This is a genomic window from Thermodesulfomicrobium sp. WS, assembly GCF_027925145.1.
In the GTDB taxonomy this organism is placed as follows: domain Bacteria; phylum Desulfobacterota; class Desulfovibrionia; order Desulfovibrionales; family Desulfomicrobiaceae; genus Thermodesulfomicrobium.
Genome location: NZ_AP027130.1, coordinates 2233453 through 2258566 on the forward strand (window position 1 = coordinate 2233453; position 25114 = coordinate 2258566).

Genomic DNA, 25114 nt, shown 5'->3' on the forward strand with positions numbered 1-25114 from the left:
CACACACTGCAGCGAGCTCACGCCACCTTGGCCTGCGCCGCAGCCGACCCTTCCTCTTGCGGGAGATCCGGCCCGAACTCCAAGAGGATGGGTGCTGCCACAAAGATGGACGAATATGTCCCCACGCCGATACCCACCAAAAGGGCGAATGCAAAGTCGTGGATCACCCCGCCGCCGAGGACGAACAGGCTCGCCGTCACCAGCAAGGTCGTACCGGAAGTGAGCACCGTACGCGACAAGGTCTGGTTGATGGCGGCATTGATGGTTACGGGCAGGTGCGGCGATATCTTGGCGCGCAGGTTCTCGCGGATGCGGTCGAACACGATGATGGTGTCGTTGAGGGAGTAGCCGATGATGGTGAGCAGGGCCGCCACGATGGAAAGGTCGATCTCCTTGTCGAGGAGCGAAAAGACCCCCACGGTGATGAGGGTGTCGTGGATCAGGGCCACGATGGCGCCCAGGGCGTAGAAGAGCTTGAGTTTCCAGCACACCACAAGGGTTACGGCAAGCGCCCCCAAGATGAGCACTTCCTTGGAGACATCCAAAAGGCCCAGGCCGTAGACCGCAGCGCCCAAGCACGCGGCCATGAGCGCGGCGATCATCCATTTTTGCTCAAAGCGCCCGGAGATATAGATGGAGATGAGCAGCACCGCATAGAACAAGGCCTCCAAGGCCTGCGTCCGCAAATCCGAGCTCACCTTGGCCCCCACCATGTCCACCCGCTGGATTTCAAAGTGCGCCTCCGGGATCTGGGCAAGGGCCTCGGTAATGGCGGTGCGGGCGGCCGCAGCCTCTTCTTCCGCCGTAGCCACACGGATGAGTATCTCGTTGTCCGAGGCTGCCCCGAACTCCTGCACCACCACCCCGGCAAGCCCTGCCGGAGCCAAGGCCTGCTCCACGGTGCGGGCGTCCACCTTCACTGCGGACTTTGCCTGCACCACCATGCCGCCGACAAAATCGATGCCGTAACGCGGACCGCCCTTCACCACCAAGGACACCATTCCCAAAAGCAGCAGCAGGGCGGACAGCACATAGGCCTTGCGGCGGTTCCCAATAAAATCAAATCGCGATGTCTGCGAAAACAACGTGAGTGGCACAACGGGCCTCCCTTCAAATGCTGATCGTGGCCCCGGGGGTACGGCGGCGCAGCCAGAGGTCGAAAATGATCCGGGCAACAAAAATGGCCGTAAACATGGAGGCAAGGATGCCGAGACTCAAGGTCACCGCGAACCCCCGCACCGGGCCCGTGCCAAACTGGTACAAGATGATGGCAGCGATGATGGTGGTGAGGTTGGAGTCCACGATGGTGAGGGTGGCGCGGGCAAAGCCTTCGTCTACAGCAGCCATGGGCGAGAGCCCGCGGCGCAACTCCTCGCGGATACGTTCAAAAATGAGCACATTGGCGTCCACTGCCATGCCGAGGGTGAGGATGATGCCGGCAATGCCCGGAAGGGTGAGGGTTGCCCCAAACAAGGCCATGCCGGCCAGAATGAGCACCACGTCAAGGATGACCGCCACATCGGCGATCACCCCGCTCCAGCCGTAATAGATGGCCATGAAAAGCATCAACAGCGCCCCACCCACCAGGGCGGCCAGCATACCTTTTTCAATGGACTCCTGCCCCAAGGATGGCCCCACGGTGCGCTCTTCCAGTACCCGCACCGGCGCGGGCAAGGATCCGGCGCGCAGGACCACGGCCAAGTCATGGGCCTCTTCCGGAGTGAATTGTCCGGTGATGGAAGCCCTGCCGCCGCCGATACGCTCCTGAATGACCGGGGCCGAGTACACGGAACCGTCGAGCACGATGGCCATGCGTTTTTTCACGTTGGCGGCAGTGAGTTCCTCAAAGATCCGGGCCCCGCGGGCATTGAAGGTCATGCCCACGTACGGCTGGCCAAAGGAGTCGAATTGCACCGAGGCATCGGTGATGTATTCGCCGGTGAGGGCAACGTCCCGACGCAGGACGATGGGCGTCTTCACCTCCGACCCATCCGGGCCACGGCGCACCATAAAAAAGAGCTCGTCGTCCGGGGGGATGACGCCGCGCATGGCCGCCTGCGGGTCAGCGGCCTCGTCCACCAGGCGGAATTCCAGGTGCGCGGTACGGCCCAGCAGGGCCACCGCCCGGGCCGTGTCGCTCAGGCCCGGCAACTGCACCTGGATGCGCCCGCCCTGCTGCTTGCGGATATCTGGCTCGGCCACGCCAAAGGCGTCTACCCGGTTGCGGATGGTCTCTACCGCCTGATCCACGGTGAGGTCCTGAATCTGCTTGCGGTAGGCATCGGTGGGCACAAGCACGTAGCGCATGCCGCCCTCCACGGGTTCTTTGCCCTCGACCCGCAGCGAACGGAAACGGGAACTCAAGAGCGCGTCCATGTCCGCTGCGTGCTCTGCCCCCAGCACGGTACACTCCAGGGTATCCGCCCCCACCAACCGTGGGCGCAGGACCGTAAAACCTTTTTCCCGGGCCTCGGCACGCACATCCTGCCCCGCCTGCCCCAAGGCGTGCCGCACGGCGGCCCCAAGATCCACCTCCATGGTGAGGTGGATGCCGCCGCGCAGATCAAGCCCCATATTGATGCGGCTCTCCGGCAAAAAACGCCCCAAAGACGAATCCGCCACCCCCGGAAGGGACGGCGCAAGGAAGATGAACGCAGCGAGGATGATGGCCGCAGCCAGTCCCAGCCTCCAACGTAGTGCACCCATGGATGTCCTCAAAAAGAAAAAGACGGGCAGAAGGCCTGCCCGGTCACGTTACTTGGATTCCTTGGCCGCCTGATCCTTGGCGTCCTTCTGCACCACCGCAGCTACAGATCCGCGGGAAAGCTGCACCTGTACGTCCTTGGCAAGTTCCACGGTGAGTATATCGTCACGCACTTCCACAATGCGGCCATAGATGCCGCCTGCGGTAATGATGCGATCCCCGCGTTTCAGGTTTTCCAGCATGGAGCGATGTTCCTTCTGCTTCTTCTGCTGCGGCCGGATAAGCAGAAAATAGAAGATGACGAACATCAAGATGAGCGGCACGAACGACATGATGGGATTGGGCTGCTGCCCCGCAGCCTGTCCTGCGACATCCCCCATGGCATAGGCAAGTGTTGGAAACATGCGGTTCCTCCAAATATGGTTGTTTCGAATACGGAAAGCGGCATGTAGCCCCTTCCCTTTGAGAACACAAGTCAGCCGAGTTGGCGCACCAGCTGTTGCAGCTCCTCCACCTCGGCCTCCAGGTGGGATATGGCCTGCCTCTCGGCAGGAGTCTGGGCCAAGGCCTTGGCCCGCTGCAGATGCCAGGCGTACTTCTCCCAGCGCCGGGCAAAGGCAAAAGAGCGGGCAAAGGCCAGATGCGCCGCACTTTCCTTGCCTCGGGCCGCCTCGATGCGCCCCGATAGCTGCCACAGGTCCGAATCGTGCGAAAAGCGCTCCAGGGCCGGCTGCACCAGGGGCCACGCCTGAGCGGCGTCCCCCAAGTCCAAAAAGGCCTGGGCCAGAAGGACGCCCGTGGTTACGTCACCGGGGAGCCCCTGCTGGGCCGCGCGCAAGAACTCCACCGCCTGGGAAACCCGCCCGAGGGAGAGCAAGAGTCGGCCCATCTCCCGCGCCGCCACCGGACGGATCTGTGGACACGCCATGGCCCGCGTCAGCCCAGCTTCGGCCTCCGCCGTCTGGTGGAGTCTCGCCGAAGCCATGCCCAATCCCAGGGCAGCCTGGCACGGATCCCTCACCTCCTGGGAACGAAAGAGCGCTTTGGCGCTCTCCGGTGGGGTAAACGCAGCGCGCACGAGAGTCTGCACCAATGCGAAACGCGATGCAGTGGCGCTCGGTTGCGGTTGCCGTTGGGCAGCAATTTCGCGGGCCCGAGCCTCCAAAGCAGTGGTGCGCTCCTCCAAGGCAGGATGGGTGGAAAGATACGACGGGGTATTGCCCCCGCCCCCCAGCCACTGCAAACGCCGCATGCGGGTAAAGGCCCGAGGCATGGCCATAGGGTCAAATCCGGCATCCACCAAGGTGGCAAAGCCCAATTGGTCGGCAGCGCGCTCGTTTTCGCGCGAATACTTGAAGGCCAAGGAAGAGGCCCCGGCCACAGAGCCCAACATGAGCGCCTGACCACTTTCCGACTTGCCCCCGGCCCCCAGCAAGGCGCCGGCGAGCATGCCGATGAGGGTGCCGACACTCAAATACTGGCTCCGCTCGATACCCTGGGCCACATGACGCTCGGAGACATGCGCCAATTCATGGGCGAGCACACTCGCCAGTTCGTCCTCCGATTCCAATTGGGCGATGAGGCCAGTGAACACCGTTACCCTGCCTGCAGGAGAGGCAAAGGCATTGAGGGCCGGATGCTCCACCACCGTCACCCGCACCGGAAACGGCTGCGGCGGCATGACCGCCAGCAGGCGGTCCACAAGCCCCTGCACATAGTCCAGCACCACGGTGTCCTGGACCGGAGGGAAGCGTGTTTCGATGACAAGGTCAAACTTCCGGGCAAGTTCCGCCTCGTCGCTCAGGCTCAAGGATCCCCAGCCTGCGCCTGCCGGCGCGCTCCAGAGGGAAAAGATCAGGAGCCAAACAACGACGCGGGCCATGGCTATCCCCGCGGATCCAACAAGGCCGGCCCCCGACGCTTATGGGCGGATGCCAGAAAGCGGCGCACCGGGCCTGTGGCCTCCAGTTCCTGAATCCGGGCGGTGCCGGAAGCATCGAGATCGCCGCGGGCCGCATCCCGGCGCAGGGTGAAGTACTCGCGAAACAGGCGCTCCACCTCGGCATACGAAGGCACCTCCAATTGCTCCAAATCCGAGGTGGAAATGCCCAGGCCATCGGTGGGCACCGCCGCTATGGCCGCCCGCAGCGGAGCAGGATCGTCGAGATACTGGCAGAGCATTTCCGCCAAACGGTATTCCACCGTCTTGGGGATCAATTGGATGGGGCTCACATCCCCCACATCGCCATGCAAGGTCCAAAACCCGGTCAAAAGCTCATCCATCTGATCGGTGGAGAGCACGCAGCCCCTGGAGAGTTGCGCCACGTGATAGAGGAAGAGCATGCGCAGCCGCGCCTTGAGATTGCCTTCCGCCACCGGCGTGGTGCGTCCCAGACGCTGGGCAAAGGCCGCGGACAGGGCACGGTACTGGTCAGAAAAATCCACCACCATCGCTTCCAGGGGCCGCGGCGGCCACGCGTACGCCTGGGCCACGGCCTTCGCCCGCGCCATCTCCTCCGGAGCGTTGGTGACCAGCGGCAGGCAAAACCCCTGGTATGGGATGCGACGCCACCACAAGACTGCCGCCAGAAACGAAGAATCGATACCTCCGGAAAGTCCCACCACGTAGCACTGGAGACGATGCTCGCGCAGATACTCTTCCAAGAATCGGCCGATGCGCTCCAGAAGCGCTGTGGAAGGCTCAAGGGCCAACAGATCCAACCAGGCCTGAAAATCCGTATCCGCAGGACATACCGCCACGGGGAGCATAGGAACCTCCAGTGTTAGGAGTTCATGGCATCGAGAAATTCTTGGTTGCTCTTGGTGCCGCGCATCTTGTCGAGCAAAAAGGTCATGCTGTCCACCGAATTCATGGGGGCGAGCACCCGGCGCAGGATCCATACCTTGTTGAGCACATCCGGCGGCAAGAGCAAGTCTTCCTTGCGCGTCCCGGAACGGTTGAGATCAATGGCCGGAAAGATGCGTTTGTCCGCCAGGTGACGATCCAGGTAGATGTCGGCGTTGCCCGTGCCCTTGAACTCTTCAAAGATCACTTCGTCCATGCGCGACCCGGTATCGATGAGGGCCGTGGAAATGATGGTCAGGCTGCCGCCCTCCTCCAGGTTGCGGGCAGCACCGAAAAAGCGCTTGGGCCGCTGCAAGGCGTTGGCCTCGAGACCACCCGAGAGGACCCGGCCCGAAGACGGCGTGATGGTGTTGTAGGCGCGGCCCAGACGCGTGATGGAATCGAGCAGGATGACCACATCGAACTTGCGCTCCACCAGCCGCTTGGCCTTCTCGAGCACCATCTCCGCCACCTGGACGTGCCGCTGGGGCGGCTCGTCGAAGGTGGAGCTCACCACTTCGCCGCGCACGGTGCGCTCCATATCCGTGACCTCTTCCGGCCGTTCGTCGATGAGGAGCACGATGAGGTAGACTTCGGGGTGGTTGGCGCTGATGGCATTGGCAATGGCCTGCAAAAGCATCGTCTTGCCGGTACGCGGCGGGGCGACGATGAGGCCGCGCTGACCTTTGCCAATGGGAGTCATGAGATCGAGGATGCGCGTGGAGTAGTTTTTATCGCCGTTTTCCAGGCGAAACTGCTGGTTGGGATAGATGGGCTTGAGGTTGTCGAACAGGACGACTTTTTTCGTCTCTTCCGGCGGCCGGAAGCAGATCTCCTTCACTTTGAGCAGCGCGAAATACTTTTCTCCGTCCTTGGGCTGGCGGATCTGCCCCGAGACCACATCCCCGGTCCGCAAGCCAAGGCGCCGAATCTGCGAGGGAGAGACGTAGATATCGTCCGGACCAGGCATGTAACTGTACATGGGGGAGCGCAGGAATCCATATCCTTCTGGGAGGATCTCCAAGACGCCTTCACTGAAGATGGCGCCGTTTTGGGCGCAACATGCTTGGAGAATCGCAAAAATGAGCTCCTGCTTGCGCATTCCACCCATGTTGTCGATATTGTAACGGCGTGCAATGTCCGCCAACTCAGACATGGATTTGGTTTTGAGTTCCGAAAGATTCATGCTGGCCTCATGCGCCACACGGCGCCCCCTACGGGGCGCTGGGGCATCAGCGTCGGGTTGGAAAAAAGAGGAACACGACAAGGGGGAAAAATCGTGAAGCGATGCAAAAAACAGAACGGGGCTAATCCGCGGCTTCGTCGTCTTCGGCAGGATCGTCTTTGCCCGCCTGCAGGATGTCGGCAAACAGCTCCTCAATGGCCCGTTTGATTTCAACCTGCTCTTTGCCCAGAGCAAAAGCCAGTTCCAACGATACGAGGTTCATGGCCTGCTCCAGGAGACGGCGCTCGCCAAAGGAGAGTTCCTTATCCTTGCTGATCAGGATCAGTTCCTTGAGCACGTAGGCCACGTCCTGCAGGACGCTACTCTTGAGCTTTTCCGAATACTCCCGATAGCGGCGGTTCCAATTCTGCCCCGTGTATCCGGTGAAGTCCGAACGGTCCCGCAAGAAGTCGAGGATGGCCTTGGCCTGCTCCGCAGAATATACTCCCCGCAACCCCACGTTGGCCGCATTTTTGACCGGCACCATGAGGGTGACGTTGTTACTCAAAATGCGCACAATGATGAGTTCGGTGGGAATGCCCCCGATCTCCTGGGTCTCAATGCGCTCCACCCGACCCACACCCTGGGCGGGGTATACGACGAATTCACCAACGCCAAACACAGGCACCTCCCCACGGGATGGCTTACCGGAAAACCAACGATGTAGGCTTTGATATCCCAAAGATCACGCGGAGTCCACCGCCTTCAACGACTATGCAACCAGCGAGTTGCCGCCTCGAGGCCCTCGGCGCAATACCGCAAGACCGCGTCCCGAGCTACAACAACACTTTCCTGGAGCAATCCCCGCTCCCCCGGAGCAAAGGACTGCAGCACGTAGTCCGCCCCAGGCATCCCTGCAGGCGGTCGGCCGATGCCGATACGGAGTCGAACGAAATCCCGGCTGCCCAAGGTCTCCGCTACGGACTTGAGACCGTTATGCCCTGCCAGCCCTCCACCGGCCTTGAAACGCACCGTCCCCAACGGCAGGTCCAATTCGTCATGGATCACGAGGACCTGTTGCGGGGAGATGCCATGCTTGCGCACCGGGCGGGCAAGGGCCTGACCGCTCAAGTTCATATAGGTCAGAGGCTTGAGCACCAGCCATCGCCGAGCGCCATAATCCTCGCTCACGTCCCATGCCTGAGCGTTCTGACCGTCGCGGAACGAACACGCGACCCCCGGGGCATGGAGCCAGTACGCCACCAGCGCGTCCACCACCAAGAAACCGCAGTTGTGACGCGTCGATGCATAGCGGACTCCGGGGTTCCCGAGGCCCGCTATGACGCCATCATAAGCCATAACGGCAATGCGAAGGAAGGATTACGCCGCCTCTTCCTTGGCCCCACGACCACCGGTGATGGCCAAGACGGCGAAAGAACGGTCAAAGAGCACCTGCACGCCTTCCGGCACAGGCAATTGGTCCACCATGAGTTTGTCACCGATATTCATTTCCGTGACATCCACCGTGATGACGTCCGGGATGAGATGGGGCAGGCAGCGCACCGTCACCTTCTCCCGGTACACGGCCAACTTGCCGCCCAATACCACACCCTTGGAACGACCGACCACGGCCACCGGCACCGTCACGTCCACCGTTTTCTCGAGGTCGATGCCCCAAAAATCCACATGGACATAGGCACGCTTAAAGGGATGCGCCTTGAGCTCCTTGATGAGCACGGGCCGCTCGGTGCCGTCCTCCAAGGCCATGGCCAGCGGCTTGGAGTAGCGCACCGCTTCAAACGCCTTGGCCAAGGCCTTGGCATCGACCACAACGGGAATGTTCTCCCCAGAGGGAGAATAAAATACCCCAGGCACTGCCCCCTGAGCCCGCAGCCGGGCACACGCCCCCTTCCCCAGCTCGGCGCGGCGGGCAACCTGCAAACGCGTAAGTTCCATCGATATGCTCCTTGATTGGCCCTTCCCCAAGCTTACCGAAAAAGAACGCTCACCGACGATTCCGAGTGGATGTTGTGGATCGCCTTGGCAAGCAGGCTCCCCACGGAAACCACGACGAACTTGTCGCTTTCAGCGGCTTTGGGGTTGAGCGGAATAGTATCCGTAACAATGACTTTGGAAAACGAAGACGCCAACAACCGGTCCACTGCCGGACCGGAGAGCACGGGATGCGTGGCGCACGCCACCACGTCTTCGGCCCCTTGCTCAGCCAAAAGATTGCCGGCCTCCGTCATGGTGCCGGCGGTATCGATCATATCATCCAGCACCACGGCGATCTTCCCTTTGACGTCGCCGATCACGTGCATGGCATGCGCTTGGTTGGGAGAGTCACGACGCTTGTCCACGATAGCCAGCCCCACGCCCAAGCGCTTGGCATAGGCCCGCGCGCGTTCGGTCCCCCCGGCATCCGGGGAAACGATGACCAAGTTAGGCCCAAGGCCGCGAAGCGTATCGAGCAGCACCTGGGCAGCATACAGATTGTCCACCGGACAATCGAAAAACCCCTGGATCTGGCCGGAATGCAGATCCACGGTGAGCACCCGGTGCACCCCGGCCACAGAAATGAAGTCCGCCACCATCTTGGCGCTGATGGGCACCCGAGGGACCACCTTGCGATCCTGACGGGCATAGCCGAAATAGGGGATCACCGCCGTCACCCGGCTCGCGCTGGCACGCTTTAAGGCATCCAGCATCAAGCAGAGCTCCATGAGATTGTGGTTCACCGGCGAGCAGGTGGGCTGCACCACATACACGTCGTCACCGCGGACGTTGTCGCTGATCTCCACCCGAATCTCGCCATCACTGAAGGTACTCACCAATGCCGGCGTCAACTTGCATCCCAGATGGTCACAAATCTTTTCCGCCAAAGCCGGATTGGCCGTACCGGTGAGAATTTTGAGCTCGCCTCGATGCGGCATGGGACATTTCCTTGAAAATATTGACTTATGACTGCACGCAGAAGGGCAGAAAAAAATTTGGCTGGGGCGGGAGGATTCGAACCTCCGAATGACGGAACCAAAACCCGTTGCCTTGCCAGCTTGGCGACACCCCAGCGCCTAGAGATACACCGGCTCCCCCTTGGCCACCTCATGCCAGCCCACCTGCCACTTGGCTACCGAGCGCCGCGCCACAGCGCTGGCCCTCGAAGAAGCGAACAGGGCGAAGAGGTTCGAGCCCGACCCGCTCATAACGCAGGCGCTTGCTCCAGATGCCAGCACCGCCGCCTTGATGCGGCCGATGACCGGGAAGCGCGCAAAAACCACCTCCTCGAAGTCATTCCACAAGACAGGTGGTTTCGCCAAGGCGGCCTCTTTATCGGGGGCGACTCTGGGTGTCAAGAGTGAAGCCGCCTCGTCCCAGCGGCGGTAGGCCCAGGCGGTATTGACCCGCACCCGGGGACTGATGATCACGCGCACGTAGTCGTCCAAATTCAGATCCACAGTCTCCATGCACTCCCCAATACCGCTGACCCACGCCGGCCGCCCCAAGAGAAAAAACGGCACGTCCGCGCCCACTTGGGCGGCGACACTGCGCAGCCGCTCCCAACCAAGGGCCTGGGTCTGCTGCTCGAGCCAGGAAAGCAGCGCCGCCGCGTTGCTGCTTCCCCCGCCCAGCCCCGCGCCCACGGGGATGCGCTTTTCCAGGCGCACCACAAGCCCCGGGGCCTCTCCCGCAGCAGCCACATAGGCATGGTACGCCTTGGCCAAAATGTTCTTGGGTCCCCGCAAGAAGGGAAGGCGGCAGGACACGCTGATGCCGGGTTCCTGCCGCACCTCCACCTGTAGCGTATCTGCGGGCACCGGCATGGGATAGAAGAGGCTCTCGATGGTGTGCATGCCATCCGGACGCCTCCCCGTAATCCGCAGATACAGATTGACCTTGCATCCGGTGCGCAGCGTTACTGCAGTCATGAAGCTCAAGAGAGGGGAATGGTATGCAGGATCACGCGGCGACCGCGCTGCACCAAGAGCATCAGGGCCCCTTTGTCCTGACTTTGCGCGGCAATGACCTGGGCCAAATCCTCCACCGAGTTAAGCGCCTGTCCGTTGGCCTCCAAGAGCACATCTCCAGGCCGGATCCCTGCCTGGGCCGCCAAGGATCTGCGGGCGACTTCCTCCACCATGAGTCCGCCATCTCCTTGCAGGGCTCTCGCCTCCTGTCGGGTTACGGGGCGGACCTTCATGCCCAGGGTCTCTTCCACGTTTGCGCCGCTGCCGGCGGCCACGCGCCGGGAATTGCGCTCTTCCAAGGTCACGGTGACTTTCTCCACCTTGCCCTTGCGCCACAGCGAGACTTCCACCTTTTCGCCCGGGGCCATGGTTCCCACCCGCCGAGTAAGATCCGAAGAGCTGGCCACCGGCTCCCCGTTCAAGGCGATGATCACGTCGCCAGGATGGATCCCGGCCTTGTCCGCCGGATCCCCGGGCGTCACCGACGCCACCAACGCGCCTGCGGCCTTGGAGAGCCCCAACGTGCGGGCGACCTTCTCGTCCACATCCTGGATGGACACCCCCAGCCAGCCGCGGCGCACGCTTTTGTACTGCCGCAGTTGATCAATGACCTGGCGCGCCCAATTGCTGGGGATGGCAAAGCCAATACCCTGGCCAGAGGCGATAATGGCCGTGTTGATGCCAATCACCTCGCCGTTTCCGTTGATGAGCGGACCGCCGCTATTGCCGGGATTGATGGAGGCGTCGGTCTGGATGAAGCTGTCATACGGCCCGGAACCGATATTCCGCCCCTTGGCGCTGACAATACCGGCCGTGACCGTATGGTCCAGCCCAAAGGGGTTGCCGATGGCCATCACCCATTCCCCCACCCGCAGGCGGTCGGAATCGCCAAACTCAAGGACCGGCAACGGGCCCGTGACATTGATTTTGATAAGCGCCAGGTCCGTCTCGGGATCCGTTCCCACCACCTCGGCATCATAGCTCTCTTCCTTGCCTTCCCGGCGCTGGATGTTCACGGTGATGGAGTCCGCGCCCTCCACGACGTGATTATTGGTCACAATGTAACCGTCGGCGGAAATGATGAACCCCGATCCCAGGGAGCGCTGCTCCCGGTTGGGCATCTGATCGCCGAAAAACCGCTCAAACTGATCGAAAAAGTCCTGGAAAGGATCGCCCTGTCCTCCCCGGGGAAGGCGGCGCAACAATTGCCCCATGGGATTTTCCACCACCTTGCGGGTGCTGATATTCACCACCGCAGGGCCAGCCTTCTCCGCCAAGCGCACAAAATCCGGCAGGTCCGCCGCAATGGCCGCCACAGCCCAGATCCAGCACACCAAAAAGCCCAGGCCGTATCTCCATGCACGCATATCCGTTCCTCCTTCGGTTGTTCGGTATGCCTCAACGATGAGGCCACCTCTAACCATTTCCCATTGTCTGGCAACCACAAACCGCATCGGTGTGCTGCAACCCTGCTCGCCTACTGCCGCACCAGCACGAGGGCGTCTTCCACAGGGTCGGTATAGTACCGAGGCCGGCGGCCGCACGGTACAAACCCGCAGCGCGCGTACAGCCGGAGCGCCGCGGCGTTGCCCTCCCGCACCTCGAGGATCACCCGCATCACCCCCAACTGCGCCCACGCTTGCAAGGCCGCCTGCACCAGGGCCCCACCGATGCCGCGACGCCGCCAGGAAGGATGCACTGCCAGATTGACGATTTCCGCCTCCTGTCCCAAAACCGTGCCCACCACGAAGCCCACCAACCCGCAGGCCACTGCCCCAGCGGCCCAAGCGCTTGGCTGGATCAAGAACCGCCCGTAGGTATCCGCGCTCCAGGCCGAGGGGAACACCAACTGCTCCAATGCCGCCAGGTCTTCTGCCTCACTTTCCCCAAGCCGGACAATGCGCCAGGAATCCGTATGTCCCATAATCTTGTCCTCGTCGTGGACGCCAAGGACCGCCCCTTGGCCGCCATGCCCGCCGATGCCGTGCTCGCCCAAGGGCTGCTCCACCGCCGGGTGCTCGCGGTCTCCATCCAGTCCGATGGCCGTCTGCTGTTGCGCCGGCATCAGGGCGTTTGGCTCCCTGCCGCAGCAGGAATGGTCGGGGCCATGGAAGGCGCAGAAGACGCCGTGGAGCGGCTTCTGCACGCCCCGGATGCGCCCATCCATCTGCTCACCATACTGCCCCCCACCGCAAGGCTACGCGCTTTTCTTTGGGTCTTTGTGGTCCACGAAGAAACCACCATGGCGGACGCCATGGCCGTGGATCATGAAGAGATGACCGCTCTGGTGGACCGCTACCCGGATCAGGTGGCTCTAGAGCTCAAACACGCCTGGGAGGCGAGGGCCCTGCTCCTCAAGGCCTAATCGGCGCGCTTCGTCTCCTCCAGCTGATCGAAAAAAGATGCTCACGCGCTCCCCGTGAAGGACTCAAGCATATGGCCCACACACCATCGATCCCGCTGTGCCGCCCGGACTCAGATCGAGCAGCGCCGCCACCAAACCGGAATTGATGGACGGTACCTTCGACGTATTAGCAGCACAAAGTTACCGTACATCTTATCGATTCTTAACTATCGAAAGATTCATGGGTCAAGGACCCGGACAATAGAGATAACGCCGCGTATCCTCGTCGGGCAGCTCATCGCACGGACTTTTCCTTCTAACTGATAAACACCTGCCCGAACCGGGACATCGCTTCCAAGGCCCGGCCCGTGCCCCGCACCACGGTGGTGAGCGGGTCCTCGTCCACGTGCACGGCCAGGGCGCTTTGCTGGGAAATGAGGGTGGCAAGGCCCTTGAGGAGGGCGCCGCCGCCGGCCAAAAGGAGGCCATTGGTCGCGATATCCGCCACCAACTCCGGCGGGGTCTTTTCCAGGGCCCGGCGCACCGCGGCCACAATGGCCCCCACCGGCTCCCGGATGGCCTCCCGCACGTGGCTGTCCGTCAGCACTATGGACTTCGGCGTCCCATCGACCATATTTTTTCCGGTTACCCGGTACTCCAGAGGCTCCGGCAGGGGCACGGCCGAGCCGATGGCGATCTTGGCGGCCTCGGCCATATTCTCACCGATGAGGATCTGGAATTGGTCCTGCACGTAGCGCTGGATGGCATCATTGATCTCATCGCCGGCGATGCGCACACTCTCGGCGTAGGCCACGGCGCTCAACGAGATGACCGCCACCTCGGTGGTGCCGCCGCCGATGTCCACCACCATGTTGCCCCGAGGCTCCTCAATGGGCAGCCCTGCGCCGATGGCGGCAGCCATGGGCTCTTCAATGAGGAACACCTCCCGCACCCCGGCCTGGACGGCGGACTCCACCACCGCCCGTTTCTCCACCTGGGTGATGCCTGCAGGCACGCAAATGGCCATACGGGGCTTCCTGAGCCGCATGCCCGTGGTCACTTTGCGGATGAAGTAGGCGATCATGGCGCGGGTGACCTCAAAATCGGCGATGACGCCGTCTTTGAGGGGACGCACTGCCCGGATGCGCTCCGGGGTGCGGCCGAGATACTCCTTGGCCTCGCGCCCTACGGCCAGGATGGCGTCGGTGCGGACATCGAGGGCAACCACCGAAGGCTCGTTGAGGACGATGCCTTGCCGCGGCGAGTAGAGCAGGGTGTTGGCCGTCCCCAAATCCATGGCCAACTCGCTTCCTCGAAACAGGGAAAATAGTGCAGAAAACACAATCCTCTCCTTTAGAGAGACGTTGATGGCGCACCCGAGTGCGCCTTGCGGGCGTTCATACGGTTGCGCAGGTAGAGATTTTCCAAGAGCAAGGCCAAATAGTCCGCTGCAGCACGCATGAATCCATGCTGCGCCAGGCGCACCGCACAGCTCTCCAGGTGGCCGGCGGCGAGGACGCCACGGCACCGACGATGCACCTTGAGGGGAAAGGCCATGAGGGTCCGGAGCTCCACCGCTGGGGTTTGCCGACCAAAAAGCGGCATGCCTGCCATTTCCCCGCACTCCTGGCCGAACACCACGGGCTGGTTCTTCTTGAACACCCAGCCGAGGATGCCACTGCCCGCCTCAAAGACCTTGCCTTCCCACACGGGATTACGAAACAGCGGGGCGGTGGATGCCTCCAGGAGGTATCCCTTGCCCCACTCGTCGCTCACCACCAAAAAGGCATGGGTGGCCTCCAGCCCTTGGGCCAAATCCCGCAAGAAACACCCCAGAAACTCCGACCACCGAGGGTGCTGCTCCCGCAAGGCGCAGAGCCGCTGCAAACACACCGCCAAGCGGGCCTCGTCATCCACGCTGCGGCTGGCTGCAGTCTCCTGATCCATGGCCGCAAGGGTGCGGGCAAAAAGCTCAAGGATTTTTTGGTCCTTGACGCTCAAGGCGTAGGTTTTCTTGCTCGTCACACAGAGCGCCCCACGGCCGCCGGGCACCGGGCAGCTGTAAAAAGCCTTGGCGCCTTGCGGCGCAGGGCCATAGCCCAAGTGGGAGGCCGTGCGATCCAAATGGTCGACCAGCAACGGCGTCTCGTTTTTGAGCACCCAGCCCGCAAGCCCCTGCCCGACGCAGACCGGAACACCGCGCGGCACCTCCCCCGCCAAGCAAAAACCCGCACGCACGGCGAACCCCCCGACGCTTGGTCCCACCCACACGACTTCATAGGCGTCCAGCACCGAGGCCACAGCTTCCAGAAGACGTTCTATCGCGAAAGAAGGTTCGGACATCCACATCCTTCCCTGGCATCCGCCTTTACGCCAAGGCAAAAACATGCCATTTTTCTTTTCCAGCGACCGCGACGGATATTCGAGGCCCCATGCATTGGCAATCGCTTTTTTCCCACGCGCCCGAGGTGCGCTGCCTGGAAGACGGCACGCTGGCACCGGCCCACCCACTCTGCACCCTGACGGAGCTTGCCCGCTTCATCGAGCTGGTGCACATGAAGTATTGCCTGGCCAAACCCTACGCCGAGACCCCGGACTATCCCCTGGTGGACCCCCGCGAGCTGCTTCCTTCCTTCGAGCCCAGTCTCTTCGAATACGCAGCCCTGCCCGGGTTCTCCATGGTCATCTTTGACCGCCCCTTAAGCCCGCTGGACGAGGTCTTCCAATACGATATCCTCCGTACCTGCCACGACCCCGATGCCGCACCCGCAGGAGATTTTTGCCTCCTGGAGGAAAACATCCACCGCCACAACCAAGAGGCCTTTGAACGCCACCTGCCCAAACACCAACGGGAAGCCTTCCGCGAGGCCACGTCCGCACTCAGCATCGCTGACCCTGCAGCCTACTCCACCCTCATCCAATTCTTGGGACACATGGACCGGGCGCACGTCTTCTCCCGCGATAGCCGCGGGGAATTCTACCTCTCGGGAATCTATGCCTCATTTCCTTCAGACCTGGACACGGAGCTCAAGCGCTTCGGCCTCAAGATCAAAAAATTCCAGCCCGGCAACAACCGCCTCTACGTGGCCAACCGGGAATTCGTGTACCAATTTCTCATGGAACTCTACGGCTATCCCATCTCTTCGGAGCGCAAGACCTCGGCCGCCATCTTCGCCCGCCGCCTCCACAAGATGGGCGAGCGTTTCTGCATCAAGGTCCTCGGGCAGTCGGACCGCACCATCACCACCCTCATGAGCGCCGAGCCCGGCCGTCCCTACCCCCAAGTCACCAAGACTTGCCTCGTCCGCCTCGAGAGCCGCAGCGCCGAAGCCCTCAACCCCCTGGAGCAGGGCGGATATTTCCTCGACCCCCAACGCCGGGTGCTCTTGGTGCGCATCACCTACCGCCAGCACAAATACGACCCCAACAACGTGCGCCAAGAGCGCGCCATCTCGGTCTTGCGCCAGGAGATCATCCATCCGCACACCGGCCAAGCCCTCACGGGGATCAACCTGATCAAGGACTCCTACACCATGGTCCTCAAGCTCAACGACATCGTGCGCGGAGAGTTCATGGGCCGAGTTCTCTATAAAGGCCGGGAGGTAGTGGAAAACACCGAAACCCACGAGAAGCGGCTCAAATTCCTCCATGCCTGGCTCACCAAGCATCAGCGCCGCATGGTGGGCTATTCCGACGAGTTCTATGCCTCCATCACCAAGGTGCTCGACTCCTACCTCTTCAACAAGGACTACCTCGATATTTTTTCTGCACAACTCCATGACGTCTACCAAGAAGTCTGGAAACTCTATAGCTTCATCCAGCAAGCGCGGCGCGTCAAACAACTCCAAGACCTCAAAGGCAGGCTCTACCGAGGCAAAAAGATTTCCTACAACGAGATGATCACCTTGACCGTCAAAATCATCACGGAGTTCAAATTCGAAGCAGTCAACTACTTCCCAGAACTCATGGATAAGGCCATCCATTTTGCGGAACAGATTCTCTCGGACCGCTACCTGGTCAAGAAATATGTTTCTCGCAAAGACGAAGATTTGACCCCAAGCGGCCTGCATATCAAAAAATATTACGGCAGGTTGGTTGGCCTCGTGGACGAACTCAACGCCATCCGCCGCATCCGCACCACTACATAAAGGAGATTTTTATGGCTGATCTGCATACCTCGCCACTGACTTCCTGGCACCGCGCCCACGGCGCCCGCATGGCGCCTTTTGCCGACTGGGACATGCCCATCCAATACACCGGCATCCTGGAAGAACATCAGCACACCCGCACCCAGGCCAGTGTCTTCGACATCTGCCACATGGGGGAATTCTTCCTCTCCGGCCCCGGGGCCACGGAGGCCCTGGCGCGCATCGTCACCCACAACCTGGAGACCTTGAAACCCGGGCGCTGCCGCTACGGCTTCATGCTCAACGACAACGGCGGGGTGCTCGACGACCTCATCGTCTACCGCTTGGCTGCCGACGACTATATGCTCGTGGTCAACGCCGCCACCACGGCCTCGGATTTGGCGTGGATCCGCGAGCATCTGCCCCGCGGGCTCACACTGGAAGACCGCAGCAGCCTCACGGCCAAGATCGACCTCCAGGGTCCCCAGTCCTTTGCCGTGCTCGCGCAGGTCATCCCCGGCACCTGGACGGATCTTGCCTACTTCGCCTTCCGTCCGGTCACCTGGCGCGGGATGGAGCTTTTGGTGAGCCGCACTGGCTACACCGGCGAGTTGGGCGTCGAGCTCTACGTCCCCTGGAGCCGCGCCCTGGAAATTTGGGAAGCGCTCCTCGAGCACCCCGTGGTGAAGCCCGCAGGGCTCGGGGCCCGGGACACCTTGCGCCTGGAGATGGGCCTTCCCCTCTACGGCCAGGACCTGGACACCACCCACACCCCGGTGGAGGCGGGCTACGGCGCGCTCCTCACCTCGCCGGCGGAATTCATCGGCAAAAGCGCCCTGCCCTTGGTGCGTGAGCGCCTTGTCGGCCTGGCCCTGGAAGGCCGGCGCAGCGCCCGGCACGGCGACAGCGTGCTGGTGGGTGACCGGGTCGTCGGCCAGGTGACGAGCGGTTCCTTTGCCCCGAGCTTGGGGTACGCCATCGCCTTGGCCTACGTGGCGGTCGAGGCCGCCGACGCCGATACCTTTGCCATCCAGGCCGCCAAGACGCTGCTTGCTGCCCGCAGGGTGGAGCTCCCCTTCTATACCCAAGGGACCGCGCGGACCAAACTGGCATGAGCCGCACCCCCTGGGTCTACGCCCCAGCCCACGCCTGGGCCGACACGGTGGAGCTTTGCCCGGACGAAGCCCGGCATCTGGTGACGGTATTGCGCCTGCGGCCCGGGGCGATGGTGACGCTCTTTGACGGCGCAGGAAGGAGCGGCCCCTTTGTGCTTGCCCAAACCACCAAAAAGCGCGTCCTGCTTCGTGCGCACGCCGCGCCGACCCTGCACCCGCGGCCCCAGGGGCTCATCTTGGCCGCGGCCTGGACCAAAGGCGGCCGCCGGGGTTTTCTCGTGGAAAAGGCTGTGGAATTGGGAATCCAGGACATCTGGTTGTGGCAGGCCCGTTTCTCCCAAGGGAACATCCCGGAAGACGGGCCCGCTGTCTGGCTGCGCCAGGCCGTGGCCGCAGCCAAGCAGTGCAGGTCCCCGTGGCTGCCGGGGCTGCGCGCTTTTGCCTCTCTTGCGGCCTTGCTGGCCGCCGCGGCGGCCACTGCCCGGCGTTTCGTGCTGTGGGAAAAGGCCCCGGCCTCGGCGGGGATCCGCCTTGCGGATCTCGCCGCACCGTGCGTGGTGGCCGTAGGCCCCGAAGGCGGGCTCGACGACGAGGAGGTGGCGGCCTTCATCCAACACGGGTGGCACCCCCGCTCCCTCGGCAGCCGAATTCTGCGCGCCGAAACCGCAGGTGTATACGTCGCGGCCCTTGCGCACTATCAGACGGAACAATCTCCCCCGTCCCAAGACGCCCAGGAGGAATCATGAAACGTCTCGTCGCCGCCCGCATGGATCGATGTATCGGCTGCCATAGCTGCTCGCTGGCCTGCGCCCGTTTGGTCCACAAGATCCTTTCCTGGGAGCACGCCGGCATCCGCATTTCCTCTTCCGGAGGGCTCACCACGGGCTTCCAGGCGGAAGTCTGTCTGGCCTGCGACCCGCCGCCGTGTGCCGCGGCCTGCCCCACCGGCAGTCTCAAGGCCCGGCCGGGCGGTGGGGTTGTGCGCAACAAAAGCCTGTGCATCCAATGCGGTCAATGCGTGCCTGCGTGTCCTGTAGGGGCCATCGCCCAGGACCGCGCGGGTGATATTTACGTGTGCATTCACTGCGGCCAATGCGTGCCGTTCTGTCCGCACGACTGCTTGGAGCTTGTGGAGGTGGGGTCATGAATCCTGTGGTCATCCTCGAAGTACACCTGGACACCGGCACGGCGCGGCTGCGCCGACTGCCTGAGGCCCGCGCCGCCCTCGGCGGATCCGGACTCGCCGCCACCTTGTTCTCCCAGTACGCCCGGCCCACCGAAGCCTGGGACCACCCGGATCAACCCATCATCTTCGCCATCGGCCCGCTCACCGGCTATTTCCCGCTCATGAGCAAGACCGTGTGCGCCTTCGTCTCTCCGCGCCACGGCGGCTACGCCGAGTCCCATGCCGGCGGCCGCTCGGCCCTGGCGCTGCGTTTTGCCGGCCTGGATGCCCTGGTGCTCGTGGGCCGCGCCCCGCGCCCCAGCGTGGTGCACGTGGGGGCGCACCACGTCAGCGTCCAGGACGCCGGCTATCTCTGGGGCATGGACGCCCTCTCCTGCGCCAAACTCATCCGCCGCCAGATCTCCGGCTCCGGACACCGCAGCATCTGGCGCATCGGCGTGGCCGGCGAACGTCGCTCCCCCATGGCCTGCATCAATGTGGATACCTTCCGCCACTTCGGCCGGCTGGGATGCGGCGCGGCCCTGGGGGCCAAAAACATCAAGGCGGTGGCCGTCACCGGCGAAGAGCACCAAACGCTTCCCACAGGCAAAGGGTACGCCGCGCTCTACGCCGACATCTTCCGCGACCTCACGGACACGGAGATGATGCACAAGTACCACAACCTCGGCACGCCGGAGAATCTGGAGCCCCTGGACGCCCTGCAGGCCCTGCCCTGGCGTAACCTCCAGGCCACCTCCAAGCCCGAGGCCATCGGTTCCATGAGCGGCCAGCACTTCGCGGACACGGCCTTGCTGCGCAACGCCGCCTGCGCCGGATGCCCGGTGGGCTGCGTGCACATCGGTTTCGTGCGGGAAAAATTCCTGCCCCAAGACAACCGCTACCTCTACCGCCAGGTGTCCTACGACTACGAACCCATCTTCGCCCTGGGCACCATGCTTGATCTGCGCGCCCCTACCGAGGTGCTGGCGCTCCTCGACGACGTGGAAAAGGCCGGTCTTGACGCCATGAGCGCCGGCGTGGCCCTGGCCTGGGCCACGGAGGCCATGGAACGCGGCATCATCACCGAGGCGCACACCGGCCTGCGCCTGGCCTTCGGCGCAACCCACGTCTACCGGGAAGCCATCACCCGCATGGCCGAAGCGCGCCAAGAATTTTGGGCCCACCTGGCCCAAGGTGCCGACGCCGCCGCCCAGGTGTACGGCGGCGCGGACTTCGCCTGCGTACTCGGCCAAGAGATGGCGGGCTACGCCACTGGAGAGACCTTCTTCGTGAGCCAGGCGCTGGGCCTGCGCCACTCGCATCTGGATACCGGCGCCTATAGCTACGATCAGGCCAATCCTCCCCAGGACACCGCAGCTGCCGTGCGTTTCCTCGTGGGAGACGAAGCCGAACGGGTACTGCTCACTTCCATGGTGGCTTGCCTCTTTGCCCGCAAGGTATATAGCCGCGAACGCCTGGCCCAATGCCTTACCGCCATCGGCATGGGGGACCTGGCCAGCGACCTTGCCGCCACGGCCCGCATCCTGCAGGCGCGCCGCTGGCAGCAACGCCTCGCCTTTGGGTTTAATCCCACGGCCATCCCCATCCCGCGGCGCTTCACCGAAGTGGTCACCTGGCGCGGCCCCGTGGATGCCCACTATCTGGCAGAGCTTCAAAAGGCCTATGCCCAGGCCATCAAAGCGCTGGCTGCGGAGGTGCCGGCATGAAGTACCTCATCCTCGCCGTGGCCGGGGCTCTGGGGGCGCTCAGCCGTTGGGCCCTGGCTGGAGTGGTGCAAACGCGCTGGCCGGGCTCGTTTCCCATGGGCACTGCGGTGGTGAATGTGGTGGGCTGTTTTCTCTTCGGACTTATTGCCACATTGCTCGACGAACGTATGGCGCTTCCCCCGGAAACCCGCCTTGCGCTGCTCACTGGCTTTCTTGGCGCCTTCACCACGTTCTCCACCTTCACTTTCGAAACCATGGCCTTGATGCGAAGCGGCGCGGTAGGGCTCGCCGTCCTCAACGCCGCCGGGCAGGTGGCCGTAGGCTTTTTCGCCCTTTATCTGGGCATGGTGCTGGCGCGCCTCCTGTAGCGCGCCCTCCGCCCCCTGGAGGTCCAGTATGCGCGGTCAACGTATCCGCATCTATTTCAGTGAAACCGATCGATTCGAGGGAAAACGGCTCTCGGACACGCTGATTCATCGCGCTATGGAGCATAGGCTCAAAGGTGCCACACTCTTTCGCGGGCTCATGGGCTTCGGCTCCCGCGGCATGCGCAACGCCTCCATTCTGCGGCTCTCGGAGAGTCTGCCCGTGGTGCTGGAAATCGTGGATGCCATCGAGCCCTCGGAGGCCTTTCTCAAGGACATCATCCAGTTGGCGCCCCACGTGCTTATCACACGGGAGGAAGTAGAGATCCTGGACTTACGCGCCTTGGTGCCGCAAACCTAGGGCGCGTCCCGTTTCTTCTCCACCATCCGGAGGTCTGTGATGATCCTTACCACCACACCCACTGTGGAAGGCTCCACCATCACCACGTATCACGGCATCGTCACCGGCGAGGCCGTTTTGGGGGCCAACATCTTTCGCGATCTCTTTGCCAGCATCCGCGATATCGTCGGCGGCCGGGCAGCATCTTACGAAAAAGAATTGGAAAAAGCGCGCCGCATCGCCCTGGAAGAACTGCACCAAAAAGCCCACCAACTGGGGGCCAACGCCGTGGTGGGCATCGATATCGACTACGAAACTGTGGGCGCCAAAGGCAGCATGCTCATGGTAAGCGTCAGCGGCACGGCGGTCACCATCCAGGCCAGGGAGCCCTGACGGGTTTGGCGACCCGACCCGCAAAGGATGAGGGAAATCCGTATCTTGGACGAGAATGCCCCCTGCCTCAAAACCAACGCATGCCGCCCAATCCGGGCGACATGCCACCAAAAGCAAAGGGCCCTGCCCAGCGGCAAGGCCCTTGTGATTTCTTGGTTGCGGAGGGAGGATTTGAACCTCCGACCTTCGGGTTATGAGCCCGACGAGCTACCATGCTGCTCCACTCCGCGTCACGAAGAAGATATTTAAACATGTTTACAGCGGATGTCAAACCCTTTAGACAGATTTTTCTATGCACACCGACATTCACACTATTTCTCTTGTGATTCCAGTCTACAACGAGGAAGAAAACCTCCCGGAGCTCTACCGGCAATGCCGGGAAGCCCTGGAGGATCTCCCGTATGCGTGGGAAATCCTCTTGGTGGACGACGGGAGCACCGACACCAGTCTTGCCTGCATCAAGGCCCTGGCCGCAGCAGACTCCAGGGTGCGCTACCTGGCCTTCGACCGCAACCACGGCCAGTCTGCGGCCTTTGCCGCAGGCTTTGCCCATGCTGGAGGCGAGGTCATCGTCACCTTGGATGCAGACCTACAAAACGACCCGGCAGACATCCCCCGGCTTCTGGCGCGCTACGCCGAGGGTGACGTGGATATGGTCATCGGCTGGCGGGAAAAACGGCAGGACACCTGGGTGCGGCGGGGCGCCTCGAGGCTTGCCAACGCCATCCGCAACGCCCTCACGGGAGAGACCGTGCGCGATACGGGCTGCTCCCTCAAAGTGCTGCGCACGGACTTGGCGCGGCGTCTGCCGGTCTTTACCGGGATGCACCGATTTCTGCCCACACTCATGAAGATGCACGGCGCCCGGGTGGCGGAAATGCCGGTCCACCACCGGCCACGCACCCGCGGAGTTTCCAAGTATGGCATCTTGGATCGGGCTTGGACCGCTTGGTGGGACCTCTTGGCCGTGCGCTGGATGCAGCACCGCCACGTGTCCTGGCGTGTCCGTGAAACCAACCTTCCACCGACGCCCTGATATCCTATGAACTTCTCCACCGAATGGTGGCTTTTGGCCATCGGCTTCACCGGGCAGGCGTGCTTTTTTCTGCGTTTTTTCTGGCAATGGCTGGCGTCCGAACGCCAGAAAAAAAGCATCATCCCGCTGGAATTCTGGTATCTTTCCCTCTTGGGCAGCCTTTTTCTCTTGATCTACGCCGTGCTCCGCCACGACATCGTCTTCATCGTCGGCCAGTCCACGGGGTTCATCATTTATATCCGCAACCTCATTCTCATCCGCCGGGAGAAGCGGCTCCACGCGACCTAAAAGACTGCACGAGGACCGAAATCACCAGGCCCACGGCCAGGCCTACGGCAAACCCCGCCAGCACGTCCGTCGGATAGTGCTTGCCGAGGTAGATGCGCGAATAGCCTACAATCCCAGACAGCCACAAAACACGCCGCCGCCAGCCTCCCACGGTCAGCAGCACCACCGTCGCGGCCATGGCGTTGGCCGCATGGGCGGAAGGAAACGACGATTTGCCCCCCCCAGGCGGATCTTCCCAGTGCTGCCAGCCCGCATCGCCATGGGCCCAAACCCCGTGCTCCACAGCGAGCGGACGCGGACGATGGGCGATCTTTTTCACCACCCCGCAGGTCAAGTCACTCACGCCCACGACCGCGGCCAGGGCGAGGGCCACGATCCCGGCCTGGCGCAGGCCGCTTTGCCGAAGCGTCCACACCACCGCGGCCACGGCCAAACCCAAGAGCACCACCGTGCTTGAGGCAAGCGGCATGACCCAGTCCAAAAGCACCCACCGGGCGCCATTGATCGCCGCGAAAAGGGATTGATCCCAAGGGGCAGAAGCAAACATCCAGACTCCTTCGGTTCCCATTCTCGGCGGATTGCCGACAATTCGGGATGGCGAGTTGCGAAGCAACCATCCAGACTCCTTCGATTCCCATACTCCCCGCAAAATCCGTCTAAAAAAAAATCCGCCACCTGGCCAGCAGCGCAAACCAGCCCCGCTGCCTCCCCCTGGCTCCAACGACGCTGCACACCTTTCTTGACGCATCCGTATTTTGCGGCTAATTTTCCCGTTTACTTTTTTGCAAAGGAGAACTGCAATGAAAAGAACATACCAGCCGAGCACCACTCGCCGGAAACGGACGCATGGCTTTCTCGTGCGCATGCGCACCAAAAACGGACGCGCTGTCATCAACCGCCGCCGGGCCAAGGGCCGCAAACGTTTGGCGGTTTGAGTCTTCCGGCCCGTTTCCGCCTCAAGCGGCGGCCGGATTTTCACCGGTGCTACGCCCATGGCCGCCGCTTCGTCACGTCACAATGGGTACTGGTCGTGGTGGTACGGGATGACGCCGGCCCGTGGCGTTTGGGACTCTCCATCAGCCGCAAGCATGGGAGCGCTGTGCTGCGCAACCGCGCCAAACGCGTGCTGCGGGAGCTTTTTCGTCTGCACGCCGACGCCATCCCTCGGGGACTCGATATCGTGGTCATTGCTCGGCGTGGCGTGTCACTGCGCCAGGTGAGCCTGGCGGAAGTACGCCAGGAGATCCTGCCAGCACTTCTCCGTATCCATCGTTTCGTCAACCAACAGGACGTATCCGTATGCACCTCGGCCGCGCAGCCGCGCGTATCCTCACCGCGTACCAACGCCTGATCTCTCCCTGGTACGCCCCGTGCTGCCGCTTCGTCCCTTCATGCTCCCAATACGCCAAAGAAGCTCTGGAAATCCACGGCCTTGGGCGCGGCAGCCTGCTTGCCATCTGGCGGCTTTTGCGATGCCATCCCTTGTGCGCCGGAGGAATCGATCCGGTGCCGTCACCTCAAAAGAGAGTGTAAAT

The 25114-nt window shown here is 62.5% G+C and carries 30 protein-coding genes and 2 tRNA genes; 14 read left to right on the forward strand and 18 right to left on the reverse strand.

Annotated elements, in window-relative coordinates; translation table 11 throughout:
* Positions 1 to 17: 17 nt before the first annotated feature.
* The 14 genes from secF to rimI form a co-directional block, all read right to left on the reverse strand.
* Complete coding sequence (secF, locus tag QMF81_RS10745) at positions 18 to 1097, reverse strand: protein translocase subunit SecF (RefSeq protein WP_281750799.1); 1080 nt, start codon at positions 1095 to 1097, stop codon at positions 18 to 20.
* A 13-nt stretch (positions 1098 to 1110) separates the two neighbouring features.
* On the reverse strand, positions 1111 to 2706 hold the full coding sequence (gene secD, locus QMF81_RS10750) for a protein translocase subunit SecD (protein ID WP_281750800.1): 1596 nt from the start codon (positions 2704 to 2706) through the stop codon (positions 1111 to 1113).
* Between the two features lie 48 nt (positions 2707 to 2754).
* Entirely contained in the window at positions 2755 to 3108 is a 354-nt protein-coding gene (gene yajC / locus QMF81_RS10755) for a preprotein translocase subunit YajC (protein WP_281750801.1), read from the reverse strand.
* A gap of 71 nt (positions 3109 to 3179) precedes the next feature.
* Positions 3180 to 4586 carry a M48 family metallopeptidase gene (locus QMF81_RS10760; RefSeq protein ID WP_281750802.1) on the reverse strand — a complete coding sequence of 469 codons (1407 nt, stop codon included), beginning with the start codon at positions 4584 to 4586 and terminating at the stop codon, positions 3180 to 3182.
* 2 nt (positions 4587 to 4588) lie between these two features.
* Positions 4589 to 5473 (reverse strand): NAD(+) synthase, encoded by an 885-nt coding sequence (nadE, locus tag QMF81_RS10765; protein ID WP_281750803.1) that lies wholly within the window; start codon positions 5471 to 5473, stop codon positions 4589 to 4591.
* Between the two features lie 14 nt (positions 5474 to 5487).
* On the reverse strand, positions 5488 to 6735 hold the full coding sequence (rho, locus tag QMF81_RS10770; RefSeq protein WP_281750804.1) for a transcription termination factor Rho: 1248 nt from the start codon (positions 6733 to 6735) through the stop codon (positions 5488 to 5490).
* Positions 6736 to 6856: 121 nt separating this feature from the next.
* Positions 6857 to 7396: a CarD family transcriptional regulator gene (locus tag QMF81_RS10775; RefSeq protein WP_281750805.1), complete on the reverse strand. Its 540-nt coding sequence runs from the start codon at positions 7394 to 7396 to the stop codon at positions 6857 to 6859.
* An 83-nt stretch (positions 7397 to 7479) separates the two neighbouring features.
* Positions 7480 to 8073: an aminoacyl-tRNA hydrolase gene (gene pth / locus QMF81_RS10780; RefSeq protein ID WP_281750806.1), complete on the reverse strand. Its 594-nt coding sequence runs from the start codon at positions 8071 to 8073 to the stop codon at positions 7480 to 7482.
* Between the two features lie 21 nt (positions 8074 to 8094).
* Positions 8095 to 8670, reverse strand: coding sequence for a 50S ribosomal protein L25 (locus tag QMF81_RS10785; protein WP_281750807.1), 576 nt, complete (start codon positions 8668 to 8670; stop codon positions 8095 to 8097).
* Positions 8671 to 8702: 32 nt separating this feature from the next.
* A complete protein-coding gene (locus QMF81_RS10790) occupies positions 8703 to 9647 on the reverse strand; it encodes a ribose-phosphate pyrophosphokinase (protein ID WP_281750808.1) in 945 nt (314 codons plus the stop codon).
* Positions 9648 to 9705: 58 nt separating this feature from the next.
* Positions 9706 to 9781, reverse strand: a tRNA-Gln gene (locus QMF81_RS10795).
* A 4-nt stretch (positions 9782 to 9785) separates the two neighbouring features.
* Positions 9786 to 10640 (reverse strand): 4-(cytidine 5'-diphospho)-2-C-methyl-D-erythritol kinase, encoded by an 855-nt coding sequence (ispE, locus tag QMF81_RS10800; protein WP_281750809.1) that lies wholly within the window; start codon positions 10638 to 10640, stop codon positions 9786 to 9788.
* Between the two features lie 5 nt (positions 10641 to 10645).
* Positions 10646 to 12046, reverse strand: a complete 1401-nt coding sequence (locus QMF81_RS10805; protein ID WP_281750810.1) for a DegQ family serine endoprotease — start codon at positions 12044 to 12046, stop codon at positions 10646 to 10648.
* A 110-nt stretch (positions 12047 to 12156) separates the two neighbouring features.
* Positions 12157 to 12603 (reverse strand): ribosomal protein S18-alanine N-acetyltransferase, encoded by a 447-nt coding sequence (gene rimI / locus QMF81_RS10810; protein WP_281750811.1) that lies wholly within the window; start codon positions 12601 to 12603, stop codon positions 12157 to 12159.
* On the opposite strand from rimI, the gene QMF81_RS10815 reads away from it, so the two are divergent.
* Complete coding sequence (locus QMF81_RS10815) at positions 12595 to 13044, forward strand: hypothetical protein (RefSeq protein ID WP_281750812.1); 450 nt, start codon at positions 12595 to 12597, stop codon at positions 13042 to 13044. The genes rimI and QMF81_RS10815 overlap by 9 nt on opposite strands.
* A gap of 295 nt (positions 13045 to 13339) precedes the next feature.
* Here QMF81_RS10815 and QMF81_RS10820 read toward each other — a convergent pair whose 3' ends face one another.
* Together QMF81_RS10820 and QMF81_RS10825 are read right to left on the reverse strand one after the other, a co-directional pair.
* On the reverse strand, positions 13340 to 14365 hold the full coding sequence (locus QMF81_RS10820) for a rod shape-determining protein (protein ID WP_281750813.1): 1026 nt from the start codon (positions 14363 to 14365) through the stop codon (positions 13340 to 13342).
* An 11-nt stretch (positions 14366 to 14376) separates the two neighbouring features.
* Positions 14377 to 15366, reverse strand: coding sequence for a GAF domain-containing protein (locus QMF81_RS10825; protein ID WP_281750814.1), 990 nt, complete (start codon positions 15364 to 15366; stop codon positions 14377 to 14379).
* Between the two features lie 89 nt (positions 15367 to 15455).
* Here QMF81_RS10825 and QMF81_RS10830 point away from each other — a divergent pair, with 89 nt between their 5' ends.
* Genes QMF81_RS10830 through QMF81_RS10865 form a run of 8 tightly spaced genes read left to right on the forward strand, consistent with a single transcriptional unit; the run spans position 15456 to position 22255 of the window.
* A complete protein-coding gene (locus QMF81_RS10830) occupies positions 15456 to 17171 on the forward strand; it encodes a hypothetical protein (protein ID WP_281750815.1) in 1716 nt (571 codons plus the stop codon).
* 11 nt (positions 17172 to 17182) lie between these two features.
* Positions 17183 to 18265 carry a glycine cleavage system aminomethyltransferase GcvT gene (gene gcvT, locus QMF81_RS10835; protein WP_281750816.1) on the forward strand — a complete coding sequence of 361 codons (1083 nt, stop codon included), beginning with the start codon at positions 17183 to 17185 and terminating at the stop codon, positions 18263 to 18265.
* Complete coding sequence (locus tag QMF81_RS10840; RefSeq protein WP_281750817.1) at positions 18262 to 19011, forward strand: RsmE family RNA methyltransferase; 750 nt, start codon at positions 18262 to 18264, stop codon at positions 19009 to 19011. The genes gcvT and QMF81_RS10840 overlap by 4 nt, the downstream gene beginning before the upstream one ends.
* Positions 19008 to 19412, forward strand: a complete 405-nt coding sequence (locus QMF81_RS10845) for a 4Fe-4S binding protein (protein ID WP_281750818.1) — start codon at positions 19008 to 19010, stop codon at positions 19410 to 19412. The genes QMF81_RS10840 and QMF81_RS10845 overlap by 4 nt, the downstream gene beginning before the upstream one ends.
* Entirely contained in the window at positions 19409 to 21157 is a 1749-nt protein-coding gene (locus QMF81_RS10850) for an aldehyde ferredoxin oxidoreductase N-terminal domain-containing protein (RefSeq protein ID WP_281750819.1), read from the forward strand. Before QMF81_RS10845 ends, QMF81_RS10850 begins: the two co-directional genes overlap by 4 nt.
* Positions 21154 to 21525 carry a fluoride efflux transporter CrcB gene (gene crcB, locus QMF81_RS10855; RefSeq protein WP_281750820.1) on the forward strand — a complete coding sequence of 124 codons (372 nt, stop codon included), beginning with the start codon at positions 21154 to 21156 and terminating at the stop codon, positions 21523 to 21525. The genes QMF81_RS10850 and crcB overlap by 4 nt, the downstream gene beginning before the upstream one ends.
* A 28-nt stretch (positions 21526 to 21553) precedes the next feature.
* Positions 21554 to 21883 (forward strand): DUF190 domain-containing protein, encoded by a 330-nt coding sequence (locus tag QMF81_RS10860; protein WP_281750821.1) that lies wholly within the window; start codon positions 21554 to 21556, stop codon positions 21881 to 21883.
* A 39-nt stretch (positions 21884 to 21922) separates the two neighbouring features.
* Entirely contained in the window at positions 21923 to 22255 is a 333-nt protein-coding gene (locus QMF81_RS10865; RefSeq protein WP_281750822.1) for a heavy metal-binding domain-containing protein, read from the forward strand.
* Between the two features lie 153 nt (positions 22256 to 22408).
* Here the strand turns inward: QMF81_RS10865 and QMF81_RS10870 are convergent.
* Positions 22409 to 22485: transfer RNA gene (locus QMF81_RS10870), tRNA-Met, on the reverse strand.
* 62 nt (positions 22486 to 22547) lie between these two features.
* On the opposite strand from QMF81_RS10870, the gene QMF81_RS10875 reads away from it, so the two are divergent.
* Both QMF81_RS10875 and QMF81_RS10880 read left to right on the forward strand, forming a co-directional pair.
* Positions 22548 to 23291: a glycosyltransferase family 2 protein gene (locus QMF81_RS10875; RefSeq protein WP_281750823.1), complete on the forward strand. Its 744-nt coding sequence runs from the start codon at positions 22548 to 22550 to the stop codon at positions 23289 to 23291.
* 6 nt (positions 23292 to 23297) lie between these two features.
* Positions 23298 to 23579 carry a lipid-A-disaccharide synthase N-terminal domain-containing protein gene (locus QMF81_RS10880; protein ID WP_281750824.1) on the forward strand — a complete coding sequence of 94 codons (282 nt, stop codon included), beginning with the start codon at positions 23298 to 23300 and terminating at the stop codon, positions 23577 to 23579.
* On the opposite strand, the gene QMF81_RS10885 is transcribed toward QMF81_RS10880, so the two are convergent.
* Positions 23545 to 24126 carry a phosphatase PAP2 family protein gene (locus QMF81_RS10885; RefSeq protein ID WP_281750825.1) on the reverse strand — a complete coding sequence of 194 codons (582 nt, stop codon included), beginning with the start codon at positions 24124 to 24126 and terminating at the stop codon, positions 23545 to 23547. The two genes, QMF81_RS10880 and QMF81_RS10885, sit on opposite strands and share 35 nt — an antisense overlap.
* 253 nt (positions 24127 to 24379) lie before the next feature.
* On the opposite strand from QMF81_RS10885, the gene rpmH reads away from it, so the two are divergent.
* From rpmH to yidD, 3 genes are read left to right on the forward strand one after another with little or no spacing between them, the layout of a single operon-like run.
* Positions 24380 to 24514, forward strand: a complete 135-nt coding sequence (rpmH, locus tag QMF81_RS10890) for a 50S ribosomal protein L34 (protein WP_281750826.1) — start codon at positions 24380 to 24382, stop codon at positions 24512 to 24514.
* Positions 24511 to 24930 carry a ribonuclease P protein component gene (rnpA, locus tag QMF81_RS10895; protein ID WP_281750827.1) on the forward strand — a complete coding sequence of 140 codons (420 nt, stop codon included), beginning with the start codon at positions 24511 to 24513 and terminating at the stop codon, positions 24928 to 24930. The genes rpmH and rnpA overlap by 4 nt, the downstream gene beginning before the upstream one ends.
* Entirely contained in the window at positions 24879 to 25112 is a 234-nt protein-coding gene (yidD, locus tag QMF81_RS10900; protein WP_281750828.1) for a membrane protein insertion efficiency factor YidD, read from the forward strand. Before rnpA ends, yidD begins: the two co-directional genes overlap by 52 nt.
* Positions 25113 to 25114: the final 2 nt, after the last annotated feature.